Origin of the sequence: Paenibacillus sp. JQZ6Y-1 (genome assembly GCF_040719145.1) — a bacterium.
GTDB classification, from domain to species: Bacteria; Bacillota; Bacilli; order Paenibacillales; family Paenibacillaceae; genus Saccharibacillus; species Saccharibacillus kandeliae.
In genome coordinates this window covers 1,177,949-1,200,354 of record NZ_JBFDUZ010000001.1, presented here as the reverse complement: position 1 = coordinate 1,200,354, position 22,406 = coordinate 1,177,949, and the positions used below count along the sequence as shown (strand labels likewise).

25 protein-coding genes are annotated in these 22,406 nt (G+C 47.6%); all 25 read right to left on the bottom strand.

Going from position 1 to position 22,406, the window contains the following annotated elements; genetic code table 11:
• Window position 1: 1 nt before the first annotated feature.
• Window positions 2-274, bottom strand: a complete 273-nt coding sequence (locus tag ABXR35_RS05345; RefSeq protein ID WP_367056479.1) for a hypothetical protein — start codon at window positions 272-274, stop codon at window positions 2-4.
• Between the two features lie 183 nt (window positions 275-457).
• The gene (locus ABXR35_RS05340) at window positions 458-955 is read right to left on the bottom strand and encodes a chemotaxis protein CheD (protein WP_367056476.1); all 498 of its coding nucleotides are present in this window, start codon (window positions 953-955) and stop codon (window positions 458-460) included.
• Entirely contained in the window at window positions 948-1,574 is a 627-nt protein-coding gene (locus ABXR35_RS05335; RefSeq protein ID WP_367056473.1) for a chemotaxis protein CheC, read from the bottom strand. Before ABXR35_RS05335 ends, ABXR35_RS05340 begins: the two co-directional genes overlap by 8 nt.
• Window positions 1,574-2,032: a chemotaxis protein CheW gene (locus ABXR35_RS05330; protein ID WP_367056470.1), complete on the bottom strand. Its 459-nt coding sequence runs from the start codon at window positions 2,030-2,032 to the stop codon at window positions 1,574-1,576. The genes ABXR35_RS05335 and ABXR35_RS05330 overlap by 1 nt, the downstream gene beginning before the upstream one ends.
• Before the next feature lie 30 nt (window positions 2,033-2,062).
• The gene (locus ABXR35_RS05325; RefSeq protein ID WP_367056467.1) at window positions 2,063-4,156 is read right to left on the bottom strand and encodes a chemotaxis protein CheW; all 2,094 of its coding nucleotides are present in this window, start codon (window positions 4,154-4,156) and stop codon (window positions 2,063-2,065) included.
• A 44-nt stretch (window positions 4,157-4,200) separates the two neighbouring features.
• Window positions 4,201-5,658 carry a protein-glutamate methylesterase/protein-glutamine glutaminase gene (locus tag ABXR35_RS05320; protein ID WP_367056464.1) on the bottom strand — a complete coding sequence of 486 codons (1,458 nt, stop codon included), beginning with the start codon at window positions 5,656-5,658 and terminating at the stop codon, window positions 4,201-4,203.
• A gap of 28 nt (window positions 5,659-5,686) precedes the next feature.
• Window positions 5,687-6,577 (bottom strand): MinD/ParA family protein, encoded by an 891-nt coding sequence (locus tag ABXR35_RS05315; RefSeq protein ID WP_367056461.1) that lies wholly within the window; start codon window positions 6,575-6,577, stop codon window positions 5,687-5,689.
• The gene (gene flhF / locus ABXR35_RS05310; RefSeq protein WP_367056458.1) at window positions 6,574-7,974 is read right to left on the bottom strand and encodes a flagellar biosynthesis GTPase FlhF; all 1,401 of its coding nucleotides are present in this window, start codon (window positions 7,972-7,974) and stop codon (window positions 6,574-6,576) included. Before flhF ends, ABXR35_RS05315 begins: the two co-directional genes overlap by 4 nt.
• Window positions 7,971-10,004 (bottom strand): flagellar biosynthesis protein FlhA, encoded by a 2,034-nt coding sequence (gene flhA / locus ABXR35_RS05305; RefSeq protein WP_367056455.1) that lies wholly within the window; start codon window positions 10,002-10,004, stop codon window positions 7,971-7,973. The genes flhF and flhA overlap by 4 nt, the downstream gene beginning before the upstream one ends.
• Window positions 10,005-10,026: 22 nt before the next feature.
• Complete coding sequence (gene flhB, locus ABXR35_RS05300) at window positions 10,027-11,115, bottom strand: flagellar biosynthesis protein FlhB (protein WP_367056452.1); 1,089 nt, start codon at window positions 11,113-11,115, stop codon at window positions 10,027-10,029.
• A 28-nt stretch (window positions 11,116-11,143) separates the two neighbouring features.
• Complete coding sequence (gene fliR / locus ABXR35_RS05295) at window positions 11,144-11,947, bottom strand: flagellar biosynthetic protein FliR (RefSeq protein ID WP_367056449.1); 804 nt, start codon at window positions 11,945-11,947, stop codon at window positions 11,144-11,146.
• Window positions 11,948-11,958: 11 nt separating this feature from the next.
• On the bottom strand, window positions 11,959-12,228 hold the full coding sequence (fliQ, locus tag ABXR35_RS05290) for a flagellar biosynthesis protein FliQ (RefSeq protein ID WP_367056446.1): 270 nt from the start codon (window positions 12,226-12,228) through the stop codon (window positions 11,959-11,961).
• A gap of 58 nt (window positions 12,229-12,286) precedes the next feature.
• A complete protein-coding gene (gene fliP, locus ABXR35_RS05285) occupies window positions 12,287-13,057 on the bottom strand; it encodes a flagellar type III secretion system pore protein FliP (RefSeq protein ID WP_367056443.1) in 771 nt (256 codons plus the stop codon).
• The gene (locus ABXR35_RS05280) at window positions 13,054-13,584 is read right to left on the bottom strand and encodes a FliO/MopB family protein (RefSeq protein WP_367056440.1); all 531 of its coding nucleotides are present in this window, start codon (window positions 13,582-13,584) and stop codon (window positions 13,054-13,056) included. Before ABXR35_RS05280 ends, fliP begins: the two co-directional genes overlap by 4 nt.
• Before the next feature lie 12 nt (window positions 13,585-13,596).
• A complete protein-coding gene (locus ABXR35_RS05275; protein ID WP_367056437.1) occupies window positions 13,597-13,962 on the bottom strand; it encodes a response regulator in 366 nt (121 codons plus the stop codon).
• Window positions 13,963-13,989: 27 nt separating this feature from the next.
• Entirely contained in the window at window positions 13,990-15,291 is a 1,302-nt protein-coding gene (gene fliY, locus ABXR35_RS05270) for a flagellar motor switch phosphatase FliY (protein ID WP_367056435.1), read from the bottom strand.
• Window positions 15,281-16,279 carry a flagellar motor switch protein FliM gene (gene fliM, locus ABXR35_RS05265; RefSeq protein ID WP_367056432.1) on the bottom strand — a complete coding sequence of 333 codons (999 nt, stop codon included), beginning with the start codon at window positions 16,277-16,279 and terminating at the stop codon, window positions 15,281-15,283. The genes fliY and fliM overlap by 11 nt, the downstream gene beginning before the upstream one ends.
• 103 nt (window positions 16,280-16,382) lie before the next feature.
• Entirely contained in the window at window positions 16,383-16,865 is a 483-nt protein-coding gene (locus ABXR35_RS05260) for a flagellar basal body-associated FliL family protein (RefSeq protein ID WP_367056429.1), read from the bottom strand.
• A complete protein-coding gene (locus ABXR35_RS05255) occupies window positions 16,862-17,086 on the bottom strand; it encodes a flagellar FlbD family protein (protein ID WP_367056427.1) in 225 nt (74 codons plus the stop codon). Before ABXR35_RS05255 ends, ABXR35_RS05260 begins: the two co-directional genes overlap by 4 nt.
• A 78-nt stretch (window positions 17,087-17,164) precedes the next feature.
• Complete coding sequence (flgG, locus tag ABXR35_RS05250; protein ID WP_367056424.1) at window positions 17,165-17,983, bottom strand: flagellar basal body rod protein FlgG; 819 nt, start codon at window positions 17,981-17,983, stop codon at window positions 17,165-17,167.
• Window positions 17,984-18,075: 92 nt separating this feature from the next.
• Entirely contained in the window at window positions 18,076-18,456 is a 381-nt protein-coding gene (locus ABXR35_RS05245) for a TIGR02530 family flagellar biosynthesis protein (protein WP_367056422.1), read from the bottom strand.
• Window positions 18,453-19,313, bottom strand: a complete 861-nt coding sequence (locus tag ABXR35_RS05240) for a flagellar hook assembly protein FlgD (protein WP_367056419.1) — start codon at window positions 19,311-19,313, stop codon at window positions 18,453-18,455. Before ABXR35_RS05240 ends, ABXR35_RS05245 begins: the two co-directional genes overlap by 4 nt.
• A gap of 22 nt (window positions 19,314-19,335) precedes the next feature.
• Window positions 19,336-20,787 carry a flagellar hook-length control protein FliK gene (locus ABXR35_RS05235; protein ID WP_367056417.1) on the bottom strand — a complete coding sequence of 484 codons (1,452 nt, stop codon included), beginning with the start codon at window positions 20,785-20,787 and terminating at the stop codon, window positions 19,336-19,338.
• Between the two features lie 97 nt (window positions 20,788-20,884).
• Entirely contained in the window at window positions 20,885-21,859 is a 975-nt protein-coding gene (locus ABXR35_RS05230) for a magnesium transporter MgtE N-terminal domain-containing protein (protein WP_367056414.1), read from the bottom strand.
• A gap of 99 nt (window positions 21,860-21,958) precedes the next feature.
• Window positions 21,959-22,402 (bottom strand): flagellar export protein FliJ, encoded by a 444-nt coding sequence (gene fliJ / locus ABXR35_RS05225; protein WP_367056412.1) that lies wholly within the window; start codon window positions 22,400-22,402, stop codon window positions 21,959-21,961.
• Between the last annotated feature and the right edge of the window lie 4 nt (window positions 22,403-22,406).

The window sequence follows — 22,406 nt, the reverse complement described above, 5'->3', positions numbered from 1 at the left end:
CTTACTTTTGTGTCAGGTGGCGTACGGCCTTCGCCAGCTCCTCCGGATCTTGTTGCTTGGTTGAAACCAGTTTGGGCGGATCAAGAGGGGCAAATCCTTCCTGTCCTCCGGTATTATCCGGCTTCGGTGTCAGCAAATCGTTCAGTTCGTTGTCCTGATCAGGAGAAGTAATATCCAGGCGGTTCCCACGATCCTGATCTTCCTGTGAAGCCTGTTGTACCGCTGCAGATTGTCCGCTATTTCCTGTGGATGGTGGCTTTTTGGCTGCGCTCACGGGATTCACTAGAATCCCGAGCATGAAGCGCAACAAAAATGCCAGTAGAAACCATACAGCAAATCCAAAACAGCCTCGAACGAGGCTTGTGGTCCATGGGTTATTTCCGAAAGAGGCAAAAAAGGTAATCGCAAAACCTATGATTCCGAACCATAGGTTTATTTTAGTATTCCCTATCATGCCTCATATTTCCTTCTTACCCATTTGTACACTTCTAATCGACAAAAGACCAGTAGTACAGTCCATTTCGATTGTGCGTCCGTAATTGGCGCCCGTGTCCTCCGCAAGCAAAGGAATATGCTGCTCTTTCAGAAATAACTTGCATGCCTCCACATTACGGGGACCAATCCGCATGTGATCACCGCCGCTGGAAAAGGAAAACATCTGCGCCCCACCAGCCATTTTGGCGACTAGCCGTGTTTTGGATGCTCCCAGACCTAGCATACGCTTTACCAGCTCTGGTAGAGCAGTATCTGCGTATTTCGCTATATTCACTTGCCCTTCACGGGCAATATCCGATGACGGAAGCATGACATGCGCCATGCCAACCAGTTGAATGTTTTTGTCGTAGAGGGTAAGGCCCACACATGAACCCAATCCCGTCGTACGGATAACGCCTGCCGTTTTCACGACATTCAGATCAGCCATACCCACTTTAACGACATGTTGTTCCTCAATCATCTTGCAACGGAACTCCTAGTGAAATGAAGATCTTTTCAAATGATTCGGGATCGGGAATCAAGAAAAATTGTCCTTCCACTTCTTCTTTACCTTCTAGGAATGTTGTATCGATCAATAGTGCATCGTCACCCATTTCCCCGAATTGGAGAAGTCCGTAATTCAAAATAGCGCCTGCCATATCATACGCAAGACCCGGCACGGTAGGGCTCATCGACAAGCGTGTAAAATCGGCGAGCGACGACAGATAGGAACCTGCCAAGATGTTACCGATTTCGGCGAGTGCCGATTGCTCCATTTCGCTGAATTGCTCATCGTCGCTTACTTCCAGACCGGCAAGGCGATGCAACAAGCCCTTGCCTGCTTCAGGTGTAAGAATGAAAAACAGATTGCCCGGCGCATCCCCTTCCACACGGAAGAAGATGGCGAGCACGATCTGTTCAGGGCCGCCGACTTTGTCAGCAATTTGCTCAAACGGCAAAATCTGCACTTTCGGTACAGCCATATCGATGGGCTTATCCAGAAGCTGGGAAAGGGCAGTGGCTGCATTGCCTGCCCCGATGTTTCCCACTTCTTTGAGCACATCCATTTTGAATCCTTCAAGTTTTTTGAAGAGATCCATTAGTCCTCAATACCTTCCAGCTGCACAACCTCGGTTTTGTTGAGTACTTCCGCGAGGTTGAGCATGATCAGCAGCCGTTCTTCGTCAAGCTTTGCCACACCGTCCAGGTATCTTGCTTTTACGCCGCCAACCACTTCAGGCGGTTTCTCGATGCTGCTGCGTTTGATGTCGACGACATCGTTGGCAGAGTCGACGATAAAACCGACCTGCATTTTGTCCACTTCCACGATGATGATACGCGTTTGATCCGTATATTCGGCTTGCGACAGATTGAAGCGTCCGCGCAAATCGATTACTGGAATAACCACGCCGCGAAGGTTGATAACCCCTTTTACGAAATCCAGCGTTTTGGGAACCCGTGTAATCGGCAGCATACGCTCGATTGTTTGTACTTTATCGACTTCAATACCGTACTCTTCTTTTGCCAATTTAAATACGATAACTTTCAATTCATCCATGGGTAAATCCTCCTCAATAAATGGACTGCATTATTTAATAAATGCATTCGGGTCAATAATCAAAGCGACCTGGCCGTCACCGAGAATCGTCGCACCGGAGATTCCCTGTGTATCTGGCAGATAACCGCCCAGACTTTTCAGAACGATCTCGTTCTGACCAATAAAGTTCTCGACAGCGATTGCCGCCAGTTTGTCTCCTTTGCGGATTACGACAATCTCCGTTTCCTCTTCCTCGCGCTCATCGAAGTCAGGAACTTCAAACACACGACTGAGGGACAGCAGTGGAATATGCGTATCGCGATAAGGAATCAGCTGGCTGCCATGCAGATCACGTACCTGTTTCGCTTTGATAATACCTGTTTCCACAATTGAAGTCAGCGGAATCGCATATTTTTCCGAACCGACGCGAATCATCATCGCGGAAATGATAGACAGAGTCAGTGGCAGTTGTACCGAGAACTTGGTGCCTTTACCCAGTTCCGACGATACTGTCACATGACCACCAAGAGAAGTGATTTTCGATTTTACAACATCCAGACCAACGCCGCGTCCAGAAATATCGGAAATAACTTCGGCAGTACTGAAGCCCGGTGCAAACAACAGCTGGTAGACTTCTTCGTCCTTCATGCTGTTGGCTTGCTCTTGGGAAACTACACCGTTTTTCAGTGCTTTTTGCAGCACGCGATCACGGTTGATACCGTGTCCATCGTCTTCAATCTCGATAAAGACATGGTTACCGCTGTGGAATGCACTCAGTTTGACGGTACCGGTTTCGTCCTTGCCTGCAGCTACGCGATCAGCTACGGATTCAACACCGTGATCGACGGAGTTACGCAGCAAGTGAACGAGCGGGTCGCCAATTTCATCGATAACGGTACGATCCAGTTCAGTTTCAGCGCCAGTAATGATCAGATCCAGCTTTTTATCGAGTGATTTAGCAAGGTCTCGAACCATACGTGGGAAACGGTTAAATACTGTATCTACAGGTACCATGCGCAGTTTGAGTACGATGTTTTGCAGATCGCTGCTTACACGTCCCATATGCTCTACTGTATCAGTCAAGGCAGGAACCTTCACTTCGCTTGCCAATTGCTCCAGACGAACACGGTCGATCAGCAATTCGCTGAACAGATTCATCAGGACGTCCAGACGGTCAATATCAACGCGAATCGTACGCGATGGAGCCGGTGCTGGTGCTTTGGCTGCGGCTTTTGGTGCTGCGGCAGGTGCTGCTGGCGCTTTCGCTGCCGGAGTTGCTGCGGCAGCTGGTGCTGCAACTTCTGGTGCAGGTGCAGATACAGGCTCAGCAACCACTTCTTTGGAAGCAGCAAACTGCTTAAGTGAATCCACATCCAGTTGGGTAACTTTTACACTCTCGATCTCGGAGATGCTGGTTACCATTGGCTCCAGTTCAGCAGGATCTTTTTGAGTCACATAATAAAGGGCGAAGCTACGTTCGAATTTATCCTGCTCGATATCCTGTGTGGAAGGCTCGGATTTGATTACATCGCCGTAACGCTCCAGCAGATCGAATACCATGTAGGCACGAACGGCTTTCAGCTGACAATCTTCACGAATGGATACTTCCATGTACAATGCCTGATGACCGGCAGACATGGATTGTTCGATAACGGACTGCTGGAATTCATCCAGTTCAATGCCTTCGCTATCTTTGATCGCAATCGGCGCCGCTGGTGTTGCTACTGCAGCAGGTGCTGCGGCTGCAGCGGATTCTGTAGGAATGTCACCGCGTACAATCGCTTGCAATGCTTCCACGATCGCTGTAACATCCGCTTTCCCTTCGCCACCTTGTGTAATGTCCTGCACCATCGATTCCAGTGCATCCAAACCTTTGAATAGAGTATCGAAAATGAACTCCTGCATCGCCAGCTTTTCGTTGCGGACGAGGTCAAGTACATTTTCCATCTGGTGCGTCAGTGCCGCCAGATCTTCAAAGCCCATCGTAGCTGCCATCCCTTTCAGCGTATGCGCTGAGCGGAAAATAACTTGCACGATTCCCAGATCTGTTGGATTGCCTTCCAGTTCAAGCATTTTTTCATTTAATGACTGCAGATGATCGTTCGACTCATCAATAAACATGGATAAATATTGATTCATGTCCATCGTGAGACACCTCCTCCATAGAATAACATAGTGCTTGTCGTAAGCTATTTAACGATTTGTACAAGTTTTGGCGCAATATCAGGTAATGGCAGGAGGTGGTTCACACATCCGAGCTCTACAGCCGAGCGAGGCATTCCATACACTACACAGGTATCTTCGTTTTCCGCGAAGGTAGGGATTACGCCACTGTCGTATAAATTTTTCATTTCCCGAGCGCCATCACTTCCCATTCCCGTCATAATGACTGCATAGCGTTGCAGATCATTGAACGGGCGGATTGAGGCAAAAAGCGTATCCACGGAAGGACGGTGTCCGTTGCGTGGAGGGTCCTGCGAAAGCTGAATCCGATAACCGCCCTGACTGCGAGCTACCGTCATATGATAGCCGCCTGGCGCGATATAGGCGGTGCCGGGTTGCAGCGGCATGCCGTGCTCCCCCTCCACAACATTGATCTGACTCAGGCTGTTCAAGCGCTGTGCCAGCGACCGTGTAAAGTTCGGCGGCATATGCTGAACAATAACGATCGGTGCCGGGAAATTGGCTGGGATTTTTTCTAGGAAACTTTTCAGCGCTCGCGGTCCGCCAGTCGAGCAACCTACAGCAACTAGCTTGCTGATAGATGTTGCCGGACGATCGCTTGGTGCTGTTTTCGACGCTGGCGGAGTCGAAAAGGCTGACGCTGGTACTGACGATGCAGCTGGCTTCTCCGGTTCCTTACGTGCCGGTGCCGATGAAGGGCTGATCATTGGTCTGGAAGTTTTGGACTCGGCAGGCTTCGGCGGAGTTGCCGGAGATGTCGAGCGATCACTTGTACGATATTGATCAAGTGGTTTGTCCAGACGTGTTTTTTTGGTTGTATCTGGCTTGACCGGCTGGGTTACTCTGCCGGTCAGCGGCGCAGCAGGCGGGCTAGAAGGCGTCGAGCTGGCTGTCGGACGTTTCGGTAGGTCACGAACAGGCGCAGGTCGTGCCGGGCGCTCCTGCGGCGCCGAAGGAGCCGTTTCCTGTGACGTAGAGGGAACCTCGGCTTCCGGCTGAACAGATGTTGCGGTCTGTTCAGCTACCAGATTCTTTTGTTCGTTGCGCTTACGTTTTCTTTCCAGAGCATGAACAGCGGTATGCAGTTGACGCAGCAGCTGCTGACCGACCTCTTCAATATCCTGTGAATTGCTGACGGATGGTTTGCGGATAAAGTCAAATGCTCCGCTCTCCAGCGCCATGATGGTTTCCCTCATTCCCTGCTCGTTAATGCCAGACAGCATAATCACGGGCAGCGGACGTTGGGACATAATAATCTTCAGTGCTTCCAGGCCATTCATTTCCGGCATTTCCACATCCATCGTGACTACATCTGGTTTCAATTCCAGTACCTTCTGTGTCGCTTCCAGACCGTTACTTGCCGTATCAATTACCTGAAATTCCGAATCTGCCTGAATCAAATCCGAAACGATCTTGCGCATGAATGGGGAATCATCTACAACCAGCACTTTGTAAGTTGCCATAACTATAGCACCTCTGTTCCTTACAGAATCATTTAGTACGCCGCATCCATTTTTGTATAAATCCTTTGATTCCTGATAAGGTACCCTCCTGGTGCAGATCCGGTGAAACAACATACTGCATGGCCAGGTTCTGGATATCTTTCGAAGCCAGACATCCAGGAGCATTGATTGAAAAAGGAACTTGCTTCTTCACGGACTGGCTGACATGAGAATCGTCGCTGACAAAGCCGAGCATTGGAATTTCCAGATTCAGAAACCGACTGGTGACCAGGCTAATCTTGTCGGCAGTCTGATTCGCTTCACGCTGACTTTCGGCGCGATTGACGACCAGCTTGAAGGCTGTGCTGTCTTCCATTCCATGTACAACCTTGATGAGTGCATACGCATCTGTGATCGCCGTAGGCTCTGGCGTGGTCACTACAATGCACTCGTCCGAGGACATAATAAACTGCAATGTTTCTTTTGACAGTCCTGCTCCCGTATCAAACAGGATATAATCCATATCGGCAGCAATTTTTTGAATTTGAGTAGTAAAGTAAACTAAATCTTTCTCAGACAGCGAAAATAGTGAGCTCAACCCCGAACCGCCTGCAATATATGGCAGTGATCCAGCACCCTTTTCGATGATTTCACCAATCTGTTTTTCGCCGCTAAGCAGGTGAGACAGATTGTATTGCGAACGAACGCCCATCAGAACATCAATATTTGCCATGCCAATATCGGCATCAAACACGAGCACTTTCCGTCCGAGCCGCTGTAAAGCGAGCGCAAAATTCAAAGTGAAATTGGATTTCCCAACTCCGCCTTTGCCACTTGTCACGGCAATGAATTTGGCGCCGCCATTGCCCGGATCGCGCGTTTCAAGAGCTTTGGCTTTGGTCGACATCAGATTGCGTAACGATTGGGCCTGATCCATCATGGCAAGATCTCTCCAAGCAGTACATTTGCTAGAAAGTCGGGACTTGGCATGAGCAGATCATCCGGTACGTTCTGTCCATTGGTCATATAGGACAGCCGCAATGGATGCTCCTGCAGCAGATTGAACATCGCCCCATAACTTCCGGTTTCATCCGCTTTGGTGAAAATCACTTTATCCAGCGGATATTTGCTGAAATGATTCGTGATTGTCCGCATATCTTCCGTTTTGGAAGTCAGAGCAAGCACGAGATACGTCTCACTCTGTTCTAGCGGCGCTAGCAAGCTTTGCAACTCCGAAACGAGTAACTCATTTCGATAATTGCGTCCTGCGGTATCCATAAGAATCAGATCGCAGTCTGCCAGACGTTGCAATGAACGCTGCAAGTCGCCCGGGGATTGCACGACTTCCAGAGGAACACCAAGAATGGAAGCATAGGTGCGAAGTTGTTCAACCGCAGAAATACGGTACGTATCGGACGTGATAAATCCGACTTTGCGTTTGTACTTGAACAGTTGCTCTGCGGCAAGCTTGGCAATCGTGGTCGTTTTGCCTACGCCTGTCGGTCCGGCGATGTACACAATCTTAGTGCTCGGATCGATGCCTCCGCCTATACGAGATTCCGTGAACTGCTCAATCTGCGTCTTCATTGCCTTTCTCGCTTCCTGTAAGCTTATCTGCTGGCCTGTAGGCTGCTGGGCCATAATCTCGTCCACCCAGCCGTCAATCATGCCCTGATCGACGCCCTGCGCCTTCAAATGCTGTACGATCTGCAAAAGCGTCTCTGGAAGCTCCGCTCGTTCACGATCTCGTGTAAGATCAGCCATCATTTTTTTCATTTGTCTTAATTCTTCAAACAGCCGTTCCTCCGTTACTGCTTCCCCGCTACCACCTGCCTGCTGTTGCAGCGCTTGCTGCAATGCCTGAATGGATACAGAGGCTGGCGTATGCTGCGGCGGCAATTCGGTTGGAGCTGCTGCCGTTGCCGTTTGCATCGGTGATTGATGTTGCGGCTGTTCGTAAGGCAATGAAGCAGCAGGCACAGCTTGTTGTACCTGCTGGTCATCATTAGCGAGTGCCTGACGCATCGACTCGGCAAACGCTTGACTGGACTTCCGATACGCGTCCGGTACGGCTTTTTTAGGAACCGGTGCAATCGGTGGAATGATCGTCTCCTGCTGAGCCGCCGGTTGTGCCGAAGCAGTAGCAGGTTTTGTATCTGCCGCCTGCTCCTTTTCAACCGCTGCGATAACCTCAATCTTCTTCTTCTGGAACATGCCTAGGAAACCACCGGTCTTCAATTCCTTTGTGCTTAGAATGACAGCATCGCTGCCAAGATCGGTACGAATCTTCAGCATGGCATCAGGCATTGTGTCTACGATATAGCGTTTTACTCTCATAAGTTCACCACTCCGACACTCTGAATTTCAACGTTCGGTTCCAGCTCACTGTAGGACAGTACCGGAATATCCTGCATCGTGCGCTCGATCAATTGGCGCAAATACATGCGGATCGCTGGTGAGGTCAGCACGATCGGCTGTTGTCCCATTTGCAGTAAGCGATTCACCTGCTCGTTGATTTTCTGATACATCGATTGCGTGGAAACCGGGTCCAGAGCGAGGTAGCTGCCCTGTTCGGATTGCTGGACACTTTCGGCAATTTTCTTTTCCAAAGTGGGTCCAACCGTAATGACGCGCAATGTCTCACCCTGACTTGTAAACTGCTGTGTAATTTGGCGTGACAATGCTTGGCGTACATATTCGGTTAACACATCTGGATCTTTGGTGTAAGCTCCGTAATCGGCAAGCGTTTCAAAGATGGTTACCATGTCGCGAATCGAGATCTTCTCTTTTAACAACTTAACCAATACTTTCTGCACATCACCGATGGACAATACGGACGGAATCAACTCGTCGACCAGTACCGGATAATTCTCACGCAGATTATCAACCAACGAACGAACTTCTTGACGTCCAAGCAGCTCGTGAGAATGCTTTTTAATCAGCTCGGTCAAATGAGTCGCAACCACCGATGGCGGGTCGACTACGGTATAACCGGACAATTCAGCGCGTTCTTTGGTAATTTCATCAATCCATAGTGCTGGAAGACCAAAAGCTGGTTCTAAAGTCTCTATACCCGTAATGGAGTCATCTTCAAACCCAGGACTCATGGCCAGGTAGTGATTTAGTAATAATTCACCACCACCTACCACATTTCCTTTAATTTTAATCACATATTCATTCGGTTTTAGTTGAATATTATCGCGAATGCGAATAACCGGGACGACAAGACCTAGTTCCAAGGCACATTGCCGACGAATCATGATGATTCGATCTAACAAATCGCCGCCCTGCTGGGTATCTGCCAGCGGAATCAGTCCATAACCAAATTCAAATTCAATCGGATCAATTTGCAGCAAGTTGATGACACTTTCTGGACTTCGTACTTCCTCGATCTGCTGTTCTTCTTGCTGCTGCTCTGCATCGACTACCTTCTGGTTAAGGTTAGCTTGCATTTTACGTGCTGCAAATACAAGCAGAATAGCCAATGGGAAGGTAGTAATAAAGTGAATTGGTGTAAACAGACCGAGCATGGTAATAACAGCTGCAACGATATACAGCATCATTGGATACGAGAACAGCTGGCTCGTAATATCATCTGCCAGATTACCGTCTGATGAAGCTCTCGTTACAATCAAACCGGCTGCAGTGGAAATGAGCAGTGCCGGAATCTGGCTGACCAGACCGTCACCAATGGTCAATACAGAGTAAGTGGAGAGCGCATCAGCAAATGCCATTCCATGAATCGCTATCCCGATAATAAATCCACCAATCAAGTTGATTAGGAGGATAATAATGCCTGCAATAGCATCCCCTTTAACGAACTTACTCGCACCGTCCATCGCACCGTAGAAATCGGCTTCGCGCTCAATCTTGCTACGACGTTCACGCGCCTGCTGTTCATTGATCAGACCCGCGTTCAGATCGGCGTCGATACTCATCTGCTTACCAGGCATCGCATCGAGCGTAAAACGTGCACCAACCTCAGCAACACGCTCCGAACCTTTGGTAATAACGATAAATTGTACGACAACGAGAATCAGGAAGACGATAAAGCCAACAGCAATTTGTCCGCCTGCTACCCAGCTGCCGAACGTGGATACAACCGAGCCTGCATCCGCTTGTCCGAGAATGAGCTTGGTTGTCGAAATATTAAGAGCAAGCCGGAACAATGTTGTAATGAGCAACATCGCTGGGAAGATGGAGAACTCCAACGCTTCCTTGGTGTTCATCGCAATCAGCAAAATAATCATTGCGAGTGAGATATTAATAATAAGCAAGATGTCGAGCAGCCATGTTGGGATCGGAAGTATCATCATCATAATGATTCCAATGACACCCAAAAGGACAACCAAATCTTTTTTCTTCAATGTTATTCAGCCCTCCGATCCCTTACTTCGATTTGCCTTTAACTTTGTACACATAAGCGAGCACTTCGGCTACTGCCTGGAACAAATCACCGGGAATCGATTCTCCGATTTCTGTTCTAGCGAATAACGCCCGCGCAAGCGGTTTATTTTCCATAATGACCACGCGATTTTGCTTGGCCACCTCACGAATCCGCAATGCGACAAAATCCTGACCCTTGGCAACGACCTGCGGTGCTGCCATCTGTGTGTTGTCATACTTGAGAGCAACTGCAAAGTGCGTCGGGTTGGTAATAATAACGTCTGCATTGGGAACATCTTGCATCATCCGCTGCATCGCCATCCGGCGTTGCCGTTCACGGATTTTCCCTTTTATCAACGGGTCCCCTTCCGTCTTCTTGTATTCATCTTTAATGTCCTGCTTGGACATGCGCAGCTTTTTGTTATGATCAAAACGCTGATACATATAGTCCATAATCGCAAGTACGAACAATGCGACACCGACCTTCAAGCCAAGACTAGTCGTTAAACCAGCAGCAAAATGCAAAATCGTTTCTGGCTGCATGTATGCCATTTTCGGAATATCATGACTGACACTCATCAGCGTACTATACACCAGATAACCGATCACGCCCATTTTTAAAATGGATTTAAAAAACTCCACTACTGAGCGAATGGATACGATATTTTTGAAGCCTTTGATCGGATCAAGCTTGCTTAGCTTCGGCATAAGAGGCTTACCAGTGAGCATAAATCCAACCTGTGCATAGTTGGTAATGATGGCGAGCAAGAATACCGTCACAAATATGGGCGAAACGATAATCAAAATTTCAATCGCGTATTGCCCTAGCATCTGCATGACATTGGCAACCGTAATCTCGGTAGATAACCGATGCAGAAAGCCGTCTGTAAACAGCCAGGTAATCCGCTTCAGGAAAAAACCGCCGAATATCATAAGACACGCAATCCCGCCAAGCATAATCGCTGAACCGGGAATATCAATACTTTTAGCAACCTGACCTTCTTTGCGTGCTTCCCTGCGTTTCTGCGGTGTTGCTTCTTCCGTTTTCTCTCCGGCAAAGAGCTGGAGATTCATGCGTAACCGGAATGCCACTGTTTACAGCCTCCTTTCTACATAGAGGTTACGGTGATGATGAACTTGGGCGTTGACCAAGCACCTGAAGCAGTCCTTGCATCGCCTGAAACATTTCCTGAAACAAATGCTCGAAAATAAAAGCGAAGCTTGGAGCCAGCAGCATGAGCAGAAACAGCCCTACAATAATTTTAACCGGTACACCGATAACGAAAATATTAAATTGCGGCGCACTACGCGCCAGAAATCCAAGCCCTACGTCTGTCAAAAACATCGCAACTACAATTGGCGCGGACATTTGGAAGGCAATGAGAAATGAATTACTGAAGGTACGAATCAAAAAATCACTAAGCGATCCGTTCATGATTTGACTAGCTATATCGCTGTTCATCGGAATCCAGTCATAACTGTATAACACCGATTGCAGCAAATAGTGATGACCATTCATGCTCAGAAAGATCAACATGGCGAACATGTATTTAAAGTTACCGATTAGCGGAGCCGAAGCACCAGTCATCGGATCAAATACGGTTGCAATCCCTAGACCAATCTGGATATCAATAAACGAGCCTGCCGTTTGGATTACCATAAACATCAGATAAGCGATATATCCAAGCAGCAGGCCGATCATGATCTCACGTATAACGAGCAGCATATACATTTCCGTGCCGTCCGGTATTTTGATCGTCGTTCCTTTTATTAAATAAATGAGAAGGGATACAAACAGTGCAATACCCACCTTAAATTGGCTGGGAACCCCTCTAGATGAAAAGACTGGTGAAACTACAAAAAAAGCTGTTATTCGACAAAAAACAAGCAAAAAAACAGGGAAGCTTTGCAGTAGTGTCTCCATAAGCCATCAGCCTAACCGATATATTTGTACAGATTACCGAGGATATCGGCTGTGTATTCCACCATAACCGTTAAAATCCACGGGCCAAAAAGCAGTAGCGCCAGCATGACAGCAACGATTTTCGGCACAAAGGCAAGAGTTTGTTCCTGAATCTGCGTAGTCGCCTGGAAAATACTAACCAGCAAACCGACTACAAGTCCCAGAATAAGCATCGGCGCGCTAACTTTCAGCACAGTATAGACCGCCTGCCCTGCCATACCGATGATAAACTCCGAACTCATGATTAACCTCCTTCAACGAGGTGAATAGAATGCGACGGTGATTCCGAAGGAAGCCCCGCTAATTGAAACTGATTAAAAGCGACTTGACGATTAAGTACCATCCATCGACAAGGACGAATAGCAAAATTTTGAAAGGAAGTGAAATCATGACAGGTGGTAGCATCATCATCCCCATTGCCATCAATACGCTGGCAACAACGATATCAATGACAAGAAACGGTATGAAGATCATAAAGCCCATCTGGAAGGCTGTTTTCAGCTCGCTAATCGCGTAGGATGGAACCATCACAGTCAATGGAATATCCTGCACATTGGAAGGCTTAGCCGTACCCGTATATTCGAGAAACAGCAGCAAATCCTTTTCCCGCGTATGCTTAAACATGAATTCCTTGATCGGCTTTTCTGCTGCCTGCAATGCCTGAGTCTGATTCAACTGCCCCTGCAAATACGGCTGCAATGCCACTTGGTTCATCTGCGACAGTGTCGGCGACATAATGAACAAGGTTAAAAATAAAGCCAGCCCTACCAGTACCTGATTGGGAGGCATCTGGTTAGTCCCTAATGAAGTCCGGACAAAGCTGAGCACAATCACAATACGTGTAAAACTGGTCATAAGTACCAGAAATGATGGAGCTATACCGATAATCGTAATCAGCAGCAAAATGGTCAGCGAGCTAGTCGCTGGTTCACTACCCGAACTACCGTTGTTATCGTTGCCGATCTGAATGTCGATATTCGGGATCGGATCGGCTGCTGCAAATATAGGATGAACCGATATTAGACTAACAGCAAAAAGCAGCATAAACATGACAATCAGCTTTTTTTTCATGAATCCCTCGACCGATCTGTAGAATCTTCCTCCTTCAGCAGTTCCTCCATCTTCTGTCTGCGATTAGGAATCTGGCGCAGTTTGCTTTCAAATACTTCCTGAAAAGCATCCGTATCGCCGATTTCTTCTTCCTGAATAGCAGATTTCGGACGAAAGCGATTGCTGAGCTTGGAGATGAGCGGAGTCAAAAAGTGGTTTGGTTCCGCCGCCTCGGATTGAAAAGACTGAATAACAAGCATCGCTTCCTCGGGATCGGAGATTTTATCGACAAGTGTAATGTCGTCCCCAACACCAATCAGGTAGACAGTGTTTCCAATTTCAATCACCTGGATGGATTTGTTCGGTCCCAGTGCCATACCGCCTATGGTACGTATGGCACGGCGGGATAACCAGGTCTGATTTTTCCGACCAAGAAACCGAAGCAATAATACGATAAGCCCTATTATTACAGCCAAGACGATTATAACCCAAACGAGGTTTAGGATATAATCGCCTGTTCCTCCCATTGTGGCTGTTTGAGCTGACATGGGAATATTCTCCTATACGCCCAGCGTTTTGCTGATCGCTTCAATAACACGATCCGCTTGGAAAGGTTTAACGATAAAATCTTTGGCTCCTGCCTGAATGGCATCGATAACCATCGCCTGTTGACCCATCGCGGAACACATAATTACTTTTGCTCCACCATCGAGTTTTTTGATTTCTTTCAGAGCGGCGATACCGTCCATTTCTGGCATTGTGATATCCATCGTAATTAGATCCGGGCGAAGCTCTTTGAATTTCTCAACTGCTTGGGATCCGTCTTGCGCTTCCCCTACTACTTCATACCCGTTTTTAGTTAAAATATCCCGGATCATCATTCTCATAAAAGCTGCATCATCCACGATAAGAATTCGGTTTGCCATTGATTTAAAATCCTCCCTAAGTGATCTTTATTGTATTTTTTGAATTCGGTCCCACTGGCTGACGATATCCGTTACGCGAACACCAAAGTTTTCATCGATAACAACTACTTCTCCTTTGGCGATCAGTTTGTTGTTGACCAGGATGTCTACCGGTTCGCCCGCCAATTTGTCCAGTTCAATAATTGCGCCCTGGGACAATTCGAGGATATCTTTGATTTGCTTTTGGGTCCTTCCTAATTCTACGGTGACTTTGAGTGGAATGTCCATCAATAAGTTCAAATTATTTTCATCCAGGTTAGGCGCTGCGCCTGCTCCAAAGTTTGAAAATTGAACTGGTTGTACATTCACTTCACGTCCTACCGGGGCACCGTAATGCTGTGGAGCCTGTGGTGGCGCTGGATAACCATAGCCTGGCGGTGGGTACCCATATGGTGGATATGGCGGATACGGTTGCTCTGGTGTGCCGTATTGCGGTGGTTGCCCATAAGGGGGCATACCCTGCGGTGGCATTCCCGGAGGCGCTGCTGCCATATCTGGAGCTTGCTGCGGAGCTGCTGCTGGTTGTGAAGCTGCCGGTGGTGTTGGCTCCGGTGCTGGTGCACTTGCTGCAGCGGCTGGTTCAGCTGGCGCATCTTCCGCACCATTAATGAGTATATCGACCATGTATTTCGCAAACTTTACAGTGAGCAATTGCATGATCGTGGAATCAATCAGATCACCGATCAACAGACGGAACGAGATTTTGATCAGCGTTTCGTCATCCGGCAACATGCTCACACCTTGATCATTGCTAACATCCAAAATATCGATGCCAGGTGGAGAAATGTTGACGAATCGGTTGAAGATGGTGGACATTGAGGTTGCTGACGAACCCATCATTTGGTTCATCGCTTCCTGCACTGCACTGATATGGATCTCATTCAGTTCCTCATCCTTTGGTTGACCTTCACCACCGAGCATCAGATCAGCAATGATCTGTGCATCGCGTGTTTGGATCACCAAGGAGTTGATGCCTTGGAACCCGTCGACGTATTCGACGTGTACCGCCACATGCGGTTTTGGAAATTCATTTTCAAATTCCGGGCGTGTAATGATGCCTACACGCGGAGTGGTGATGTCCACTTTTTGCCCGAGCAGGGTAGACAAGGCAGTAGCCGCGCTACCAAAGGTAATGTTACCGATTTCGCCGAGAGCATCCTGCTCCAGCGGAGTCAGGAAATCGTCGACCGTCTGGCCGGATGGCGCCGCTGCTGCGCTGTCGTCATCACCTGACGACTGTCTGAGCAAAGCATCAATTTCTTCCTGTGACAAATAATCTTTACTCGTCAAGATCTTCCACTCCTTCACTGACGATTTCGTTAATCTGGATCGCTACCCGGTCCTTGACCGTTCCGGGACTTCCAATAAATTTCAGTTGGTTGCCCACTTTGATCGAGAGCGCCTCTTGTACCGGTTTATTCAATGAAATCACATCGCCCACGGTCAGGCTGAGAAACTCCTGAATAGACAGGCGCGATTCGCCCAACTCGGCAATAACGGGCAATTGAGCGCGATGAACGCGCTCTTTGAGTGCCTGCACTTCTTCAACCGCTGGCTCTTTTTTCTGTGAGAAAAAGAGGTGGTTAGCAGACAATTTACTCATAATCGGCTCAATAACAACATGTGGGATACAAAGGTTGATCATACCAGTCGTATCACCAATTTTTGTGCTGAGCGAGATCAGGGCAATCGTTTCGTTTGGAGACACTAGCGACATGAACTGCGGATTGGTTTCCAGTGCTTCCATACGTGGCGACAGATCAATGACTGTTTTCCACGCTTCTTGAAGACTTTCAAAGGTCCGACTGAACATGCGCTCAATGATGGTTGTTTCAATTTCCGTCAAGGCGTTGATCTTGGCAGGCGCCGTTCCGGTACCTCCCAGCATGCGATCCAGCATAGCGAAAGCGATATTCGGGTGAACCTCCAATACCATCCGACCTTCAAGCGGTTCGGCCTCAAAGATATTCAGGATGGTCATTTTCGGAATGGAACGTATGAATTCATCATAAGGAAGCTGTTCCACCTGCACGACGCTAATCTGTACAAAGGTACGAAGCTGAGCGGAAAAGTAAGTCGTCAGATAACGAGCGAAGTTTTCATGAATCCGGGTCAAACTGCGAATATGATCCTTGGAAAAACGAACAGCCCGTTTAAAATCATATACCCGGACTTTCCTTTCGCTCTCTTCTTTTTTGAGTTCTTCCGCATCCATTTCGCCGGAGGATAGTGCCGCCAGAAGGGCATCAATTTCCCCCTGGGATAATACATCTACCATAATCTCACCCCCCTACGATTTAAAAGGTTTGGTTTGCAGCTCCGCTGATCGCCGGAGTAACCCGGCGCTTGGCTTTGGAAATGCGGAATTGGTTCTTCTTCCTTTAAATACCACTTACAATCTTATCGGAAACTTCTACGTCGACTACTTTACCGCCATCTTCAGGCAAAGAGCTGTTCACCAGCTTCAGGATTTTGTCATCCAGCTTCTGAATGCCTGCTGCGCTGCCCAGATCAGCAGGTTCGGTATCCGCCAGTACACGGACCAGAATCGGCTTCACTTTGAGATCTTTAATCAGATCAAAGTTGGCTTTGGCATCTTTGTCTTCCATTTGGAAGGAGAAGCTGATTTTCACAACATAGTTTGGATCTGCCAGATTGGTTGTCAGATCTGTCACATCCGAAGATACTTCTGCAATTTCAGAAGCGCTCATGCTTGCGATTTTTGCTTTTTCGGCCGCCGCGGCTTCAGCTGCAGTCATCGGTTGCTTGTTACCTAGCACATTGCCAAGCAGGAAATACGCGACAACACCGATGAGACCTACTGCGAGTACCCCGCTGACAATCCAGGGCAATAACTTTTTCATTCCAATTCCTCCATCTGCTGCACCTTAATCGTTCCCGTAAGAGTGCCTATACTTTTGTTGTATTCAGTGATTAGGTGAGTAACTTGCTCTGCCTTTTCAAGCACTATCATACGTTTGCCTGTCGTTAAGGTAATATAAGTGTCCGGTGTTTCCTCCACCATCTCTATCAGCAGGGCGTTAAGCCACATGGGAGAACCGTTGAGCCGCGTGACCGGGATCATAATACCCCTCCTTGAATATCTGTCTATACTGCAGAAACAGAGGGAGAAGAATACAATCTCCCTCTATTTCAATGTGCCTTATCGTTTCAGGTTGACAACTTCTTGCAGAATTTCATCGGATGTTGTGATGATACGGGAGTTCGCTTGGAAACCACGTTGTGCAGTGATCATCTCTGTAAACTCGCTTGTCAGGTCAACGTTGGACATTTCCAACTGACCAGCTACGATCGCTCCTGTACCTGTCTCAGCATTGTTACCTGTTGTCAGTTCGACTGTACCGTCGGTGATCGCATTCGGTGTTACGCGATACAAGCTGCCACCGATTTTCTCCAAACCTTCTGGGTTTGTTACTTTAGCGATACCCAGCTGTGGTCCTTCTTCGGTTGTACCATCAGCCAGTGTGTACAGCAGTGTACCGTTTTGCTGAATGCTGAACGATACTGCATCTTCACTAATTTGGATCGGCGCACCGCCACTATCGACAACAAACGCACCATCGGAAGTAACGAGTTGACGGCTAGCATCCACGTGGAAGTCACCAGCACGAGTCAGGTAAGGTGTTTCTTGATCCTCAGACAATTTGATAGCGAAGAAGCCGTCACCATCGATCCGCAGGTCTGTCGGGTTGTTGGTCGTTTGCGCACTACCTGCCAGATGCAGAGTGTCGATCGAGGATACCGTTGTACCCAGACCAACTTGTTGTGCGTTGACACCGCCGCTTGTTCCTTCTACTGGAGCTGTTACGCCTTTAGTCGTTTGGCTCAAAATATCTTGGAACATAACACGGGAGCTTTTGAAGCCCGTTGTATTGACGTTGGCGATGTTGTTACCAATAACGTCCAATTTTGTTTGAAAGCCTTTCATACCCGAGACACCAGAATACATGGATCTTAACATTTAATTTCCTCCTAATGGATGTGTAGTGTAATGTGAACCGCTTCAGTCGGTCGGCAGTTCGCTGGCTTTCCGATTAAGGTCCAGCCAGTAGCTTATAAAATCACAGCACTATCGATTTGTGTGAAAACATTATCTTTCATTGAGTTGCCATCCATGGCGGTGACTACGGTCCTATTGGGTACGTTGACGATCAAAGCGACATTGTTTTGCATCAAAATCAATGAATCTTTGGAGCCTTTAGCAGCAGCCTTATCAATCGCCTGATTGAGACTTTTCATCTGCTCGGTACTAAATTCAATTCCTCGTTGTTCCAATCGTTTGGACGCATGATTGCTAAATTTCAGCAGATTCTGATCCAGAATATTTTGAAACTCTTTATTCTGTGTCGCCGAAGCGGTGTTGTTAGGCCGCCCCAGCAAGCCTGAGTTGAGCTTGGACGGGTATAACTGACCTACTTGGATGGGGCCATTCATGACGCCGTCTCCGCACTCGATGGTGATGCAGCAGCATCTGTATTACTTTCCGAAGAACTGCTATCCGCCGTTGTGCTATCTGTACTACTGTTGGCTGCTGGCGTTGTAGTGCTAGTATTTGATGTCGATGCACTGTCAGTTGTTGTGTTCGCCGTAGTAGAGCCAGTTGTAGCATCATTGCTTGTTGTATCACCAGTCGACGTACTTCCTGTTGTATCATTCGTAGTTGTACCGGATGATGTAGTGTCTGTCGACGGGGTACTTGTGGAACCTGTTGTTGTCGTACCTGTTGATGTTGTATCCGTTGCGGTTGCTGTACTAGATGGTGTTGTAGACGTTGCAGTACTTGTTGCAGCCGTATCGGTTGTTGCTGTCGATGTCGCTGGAGTTGTTGCCGCCGAGTTCGATTCAACTTTGGTAATGAGTGAAAGTGGGATCGCATTCTCGCCTACTTGTGCATACAGCACTTTGTTTTTGAGAATGATCGAGTCTACAGCACCAGATTCGTACGAAGAGCTTGTAGCGCCTGTTGTACTGTCTGTACTCTCATTCAGCCAAGTGATCTTCTTGCCGATCAATTCGGAAGCACCGCCAAGCGAAGTATCTGTGGATGTTTGTGCGGTATCCAATTTTTGGTTAATAGTCATCAGCTGTTCCAGAGACGAGAATTGTGCCATCTGAGCAACGAACTGTGCATTATCCATAGGAGACAATGGATCTTGGTTTTTTAGCTGGGCAACGAGGATCGACAGAAACTGTTCTTTACCAAGTTCCTTTTTGGACGTTGAAGCGGCTGTTTTTACATTACTTGTAGAATAGTTGGGCCATGTTGCCGATGTGGAAACTAAATCTGCCAAATGATTTCACCTCCATCCAATTTTACGCTTTTGCTACATACGTGCTACCGTAGTTCAGCATACTTGCTACGCCGGCAGTCGTACTAGAAGCTTGTTGCTCTCCACGCCATTCTTTTAGTTCATTGCTGATTTCAGCTGTCAGCATCGCATCATCTGATTGCTCATCTTTTGACTTGGAGCGTCGACCAGATTGCTGTTGACCTGCATTCGATTGGAAGCCTTGTCCACCGTTATACATATCGGAGAAGAGCGAGGAACTTTGTGCTACTTCTAATTTATCGACCTGAAGCCCCTGAGATTGAAGAGCAGTACGCAATTGTGCCATTTGCTGTTCTAACGCATCTTTGGCGCCGTGTTTCTCCGTGATAAATTGTGCCATAACCTGTCCATCTTGAATGCTGATTTTCACATCGACTTGACCTAAGTTTTCAGGGTTCATGATGATGCGTGCTTCAGACACTCCATTCAGCTGATGAATATCCATTTTGCTGACGATGAACTTGCTCATTTCTTCTGGGAAAGCATTCACATTGACGCTTGCTGCTGGTGTCTGTGTACTCGTCAGCGGTGTAGCCTCGGCACGCATCGCCAGTTGACCAGCGGTTACGATGACCGGTTGTTGTTGCTGATTAGTTGGCGTTGCATTCGCTACTTCAGGCTCAGCTGTTTCCTGTGCCGCTGCAACGGTTGCTGTTGCCTCTGCTGCTTTGGTTTCATTCTTTACTACGATTTGGACAGGGGCTTGATTTTGCTGATTGCTCTGTCCACTATCGGAAGATGTGGAGGAGCTGTTACCTGCCTGTTGCAAAACGTTTTGCAGATTGTTCAGCAGTTGTTCCAGTTTGGGATCAGCCTGTTGCGTACCGTTTTGCACGCCTTGCAGCTTATCTACAATCTGGGATACAGCATCTGCTACTGCGAATCGAATCGTGTCTGCTTGCTGTGCCAGTGCCGGTAAAGCAGCTGCAACGGATTGAGCCGTTGGCTGGTTTCCTTGTCCATCAGCATCTGTAGTTGTCGTACCCTGCTCTGCAGAACCGCCATTCAGTACCTGTTGAACCTGTACAAGCCAAGCTTGCAATGATTGCATCAGTGCCGGATCATTCATAATGGAAGAATCCATTTCCTGAAGCTTTTTGAGCAGATCGTCCATCAGCTTGTCCACTTTCTGAACGCTTTTGCCATCGCCTTGTTGATCATCTACCTGCTGATCACCAGAAATCAGTGCTTGCAGCATTTCCAATAAAGAAGCTGCACTGCCCATCAAACCGGAAAGCGATTGACCGCCAGATGCGGATGCTGTTGCCGCTGCTGCATTACCTGCGGTTGCGGCTGTTGCCGTACCACCTGTAGCATTCATAGCGTATGATAATGTCTGGTTAAAACCGGTGCCGGTTGTTCCAGCATTACCCGAGACTTTAGCGGCGGGTGTCGATGTGGATGATGTGTTTAGGTTTTGTAGTATCATACTCATTTATTATCACCTCCCTGGCATGAAAAATGAATGAGAAAGAGTTCCCTAGTAGCGCATAATGATAAGAATAGGAAATGATTCCGATCACCTCATCAAATTAATTCGCCAGTAGTCGGTTGACAATCTGGGCGGTAGTCGCAGGGTCTGATGTCGACATTGCCGACAGGACGCTTGCGCGGGTTGTATCGTCCATCGTGTTCAATACTTGCAGGACTTTGTTTTGACTAACCTTAGCAGTTTGCAATAGTAAGGACGCTGCACTGCTTGCCGGCATGGTGGTAAAGGTTTGAGCCATATCCGATACGCTCATACTCGTGCTTGGTGTAGTCTGTTTGGCTGGTGTAGCGGTTGCAACCTGCATAGCTGCTAGACTAGCCGCCGTTGCATTTTTTAGTGCCAACGAAGTTTCCGCAGCGACTTTCGCATCCATCTTTTGCAAAATACCCGCTTGGGCTTCAGAATTCATTTTGCTAAAAATGAGTACCTGTTCGTCCGTCGTCATATTTTGCATAATAGAAGCTGCTTTGGACGAACTCATATCTGCATACACATTCGCAAGATTTTTCAATTGCTTATCCTGCTCAGTCTGTACAGTCGATCCAGATGAACCACTATTCGTTGTCCCTGTCGTTCCAGAACTATTGGTCGTGCCCGTTGTGCCACTGGTTCCTGTCGTACCACTTGTAGTAGTCCCAGTACCGGTTCCATTGGCAGCAGAAGTCGATGAGTCAGAAAGCTTGGCTTGCAGGTCTTTAATTTGCTGTGCCTGATCGCTTTGTGTTTTCTGTGAAGCTGCCAGATCTTTTTTCAATTGATCGACTGTAGCCGAGTTACTTTCATTTTGATTGGAAGCTGCTGTCGTACTACTATTATCGGCAGAAGGAATCCAATTTTTCACTATCGGAATTTTATCAAGTGTACTGAACATGCTGTTGCGCAAATCTACATTGAACAGCATGATGATTGCGCCTACCAGTACAAGGGTAAACAGAATGGGAGTGGCAATAAATAGGAACCGTCCAAGACCGCCGCCTTCCTTCTCCACTTCCATATCCAGTGTTTTCTTCGCCACGGTAAACCTCCTTGAGCTGCCTGGCTTCGTTATATCCGTCAAGCACCCATTTTCCATCTACAGCGATGTATAAGATTCGCTGTATACAAGATGAATGGATTATCTGGACTGCATTGCGTACCGTACGGTCGCCATTTCGTCCAGCTCGTTTTGCTCACGAAGCATCTGCTCTTGTGTAAATTTGGCTTTCGCTTTGTCTTTCGCTTGCAGCCATACTTTTTCATCGACCATTTTCTCTGTTAAATGAAGCTTTTTGTGATCTACATTTAACTGAGCTTTGTGTACATCATTAATTTTGCCAGCAATAGCCTTATCCAAATACACGACATAACGCTGCATATCCTGAAGTTCGGAGATAGGCGCACATTGCTCAATCGCCTGATTGATGGCTTCCAACGTGCGGTTCTGATCTTCCAGTAATTGCTGAAGAGATTGCTCTTCGGTTTGCAGTTCACCTAGTGCAGTGGATAGCATCCACTCTGCTTGGTTTTTTGCACTTGATTTGATATCGACAACTTTTTGGAAGTTATATCGGAAATTCATGATC